Annotated in this window: 1 protein-coding gene; it reads right to left on the bottom strand. The window is 43.9% G+C overall.

What is annotated here, in order from left to right:
* Positions 1–319: hypothetical protein (locus A3757_RS27250; protein ID WP_197470242.1), on the bottom strand; the 319-nt coding region annotated here is incomplete at both ends.

Here is a 319-nt window from a genome sequence, read left to right as displayed (position 1 = left end):
TTTGTTGCTCTCGCCTTTGCTGAATATAAGTTTTTACTTCTTCAATAAGTTCTAACAAAGTCAGCTCTCTATCACCTTCAATAGCTGTCTCGGTCAAATTAATAACCTCAATTCGAGGCACACTTGCTTCTGTGCTAGCTGCTTGCCTAGAATGCGGCGAATTTTCTCTGTAGAGCAGAGGGTCAACAGATAAAGCCAACAAGCGTTGATACCAACTTCCTTGCTCCTGCTTCTGCGCAAACAGGAACTGGCAATCGGGCATATTCTGCGCCAATTCTGAAGACTCATCTTGCAAGGCGTCAGCAGGGATCTTTAAATA

This window comes from Oleiphilus sp. HI0117 (assembly GCF_001635235.1).
The sequence above is the reverse complement of the archived record's forward strand: the minus strand, read 5'-3'. Positions and strand labels throughout refer to the sequence as shown.